General features: G+C 72.5%; 2 protein-coding genes. One reads left to right on the forward strand and one right to left on the reverse strand.

Features of this window, described 5'->3' with window-relative positions:
• Nucleotides 1–1,487, reverse strand: a 1,487-nt coding sequence (locus tag EIO58_RS15930) for a sensor histidine kinase (RefSeq protein ID WP_164861777.1), incomplete at its 3' end; no start/stop codon positions are given.
• 90 nt (nt 1,488–1,577) lie between these two features.
• Between EIO58_RS15930 and EIO58_RS15935 the strand changes: the two genes are divergently transcribed.
• Nucleotides 1,578–2,604 (forward strand): aminoglycoside phosphotransferase family protein (locus EIO58_RS15935; protein ID WP_164861778.1); only part of this gene is annotated, 1,027 nt, incomplete at its 3' end.

Genomic DNA, 2,604 nt, shown 5'->3' on the forward strand with positions numbered 1-2,604 from the left:
AGGTCGACGATCGGCATCGGCGGTCGCGGCGGCACGACCAGCCCGGGCGGCACCACGGGCGCCTGCGTGAGCGGGAGCGACACCGTGAAGCGGGCGCCTCCGCCCGGCGCGTCGTCGACGCGCGCCGATCCGCCGTGGGCGCGCGCGATCACCTGGACGATGTTCAAGCCGAGGCCGCTGCCTCCGCTCTCTTCTCCGGCGTCGCCTCGCGCGAAGCGGTCGAAGACCTGCAGCTTGCTGCCGTCGGGGACGCCGGGGCCGAAGTCCCGCACGGAGATCTCGAGCGCGTCGCTCGCGATGACGCTCGAGATCACCATCCGTCCGCCGCCGTGGGTCACCGCGTTCTGCGCCAGCTGCAACACGGCCTGCGTGAAACGGCTGGGGTCGAGGGCCGTCACGACCTCGGCGATCCGCCCCGTCTCGACCGTGGCGCCGTCGATGCCTGCCGCCTTCCGGGCGATCTGACGGACCAGGTCGGCCGCGTCGGTGGCGACGGGCTTGACCGGCGCGGGCCCATGCAGTGCCGCCGCCGAGGCGAGATCCTGCACGAGTCTGGCCATGCGCTCGAGCTCGTCCACGGCGAGGTCACGTGTCTCGCGCACGTCGTGCGGATCCTCCGGATCGATGACCTCGAGATACCCGCTCACGATCGTGATGGGGGTCTTGAGCTCGTGGCCGACATCGCTGAGCAGGCGCCGCTGCGATTCGAGCGCCTCGTTCAGGCGGTCCAGCATGTCGTTCATCGTGGCGGCGAGCTCCGAGACGTCGTCGCGACCGACGACCGGGAGCCGTTCCGACAGCGACTGGTCCGACACCCGCTCCGCAGTCTCGCGCATCTGGCGCAGCGGACGCAGCAGACGCGTCGTCACCAGCGCCGCCGCCGCGGCCAGCACGACCAGCGTCACGGCGGACGCAATCGCCCACACCCGGGCGGCGTTGTCGATCTCGGCCAGCTCCGCGTCGATGTCGTACGCGATCACGAACAGGGCGTCGTCGTCGTCGGCGCCGCCCACGACGACGGGAGCGCCCAGGTAGCGCCACACCACGCCCTCCTCGGCGTACGTGCCGATGACGGGGTCCCCGTCCGCGGTCTGGTCGACGACGTGGGGCACGAAGCCCTCCGGGCCGAGCAGATCGACGTCGAGGGGAACCCCAGGCACCAGCGCGGGCTCGCCGGCGATGACGCCGACCGTGCCGGTGTTGTCGTCGGGCGCGGCTCGCTGCACGACGGTCGCGAGAGCCTGATCCGCGCTGTTCCACGCGCCGGTGTCGGCGTCCCCCTGCTCGACCAGGTACGACGCGGACTCGAGGTTCGCCTCCAGCAGGCTGTCGACCTGCCGAAGGATCCGGTCGCGCTCCTCGACGTACACCGCGAACCCGACGGCGAGCATGCCGACCGCGGCGACCACGGTGATCACGGCGATCAGCTGCGTGCGCACCGAGAGCGCCGGCATCCACCGTCTCGTCGTGCGCGCGGGCCCGTCCACCCCTCAAGTATTCCTGCGAGCGGATGCCGCGCCGCGATGCCTAAGAGAGGTCTCATGCCGCGACGGCCGCTGTCGTGCTGGGATCGGAGGATGGAATCGCCCACGACGGTCCCCGAAGCCGATCTGCTGCGGGAGGCGCTCGAACTCTCTCCGCGCGCCGGCCTCCGGCTTCTCAGCCGGGAGCCGTTGGGTGCCGGCTCCATCGCGGGATTCGATGTGGTCGTCGATGACGCGGTGCCGCTGACCTACTTCGTCGACACCTCCGGGCGTCCTGTGGACCGCGAGACCGGACTGCTCGCCGGGTCGCCGGATGAGCCGGAGGCGCGCGTCTGGCTCCACCCCGCCGACCCCCACCTTCCCGCTCTCGCGCCCGTCGCGTTCGCCGAGGCGGCAGGGACGCTGCTGGCGCGCCTCGGGCTGACGCAGGATGGACCGCCTGCATTCGTGGCGTACCGCCCCGGCCGGCGTGCGGTCGTACGTGTGGCCACGAGCAAAGGGACGGCGTGGATCAAGGTTCTGCCGCCGGCGCGTGTGGAGCGCATCGTCGATATCCACCGCGTGCTCCTCGCACACGGCGTGCCGATCCCTCCCATCCACGGGTGGTCGGCCGACGGCCTCCTCGTTCTCTCCGACGCCGCCGGCACGGCGGTCGCCGACGCTGTCTGGGAGCCGGATGCACTGCTGGACGAGGTCGATGCACTGCGCCGGCGGATCGCGTCGGCACCGCTCGCGCATCAGGCGCGCACCGGCATCGGTCGCCGGCTCGAGTGGTACGCCGCGCGACTGCGCGGCTACGACGCCGGCTTCGCCGAGCTCGAGGCGCGGATCCGCGCGGCGTGGAACGACGGGCCGGACGAGGGCGTCGTGCACGGAGATCTTCACTTCGGCCAGTTGTTCCTCGACCCCGACGGGCGGCTGAGCGGAGTCATCGACGTCGACACCGTGGGGCGGGGCGCTCCGGCCGACGACAGCGCGGCCTTCGTCGCCCACGCCGTCGCGAGCGCGCTGCTCACGCCCGCGCCGCGGGATGCCCGGGTGTGGGAGCTGGCTCGCACAGCGCTCCGGCGATGGGACGGAGCGCCCGGAGCGTCCGGAGGAATGCGGGCGCGCGCGGCGA

It is taken from the genome of Microbacterium sp. CPCC 204701, from assembly GCF_004010105.1.
Taxonomy (GTDB): Bacteria; Actinomycetota; Actinomycetes; order Actinomycetales; family Microbacteriaceae; genus Microbacterium.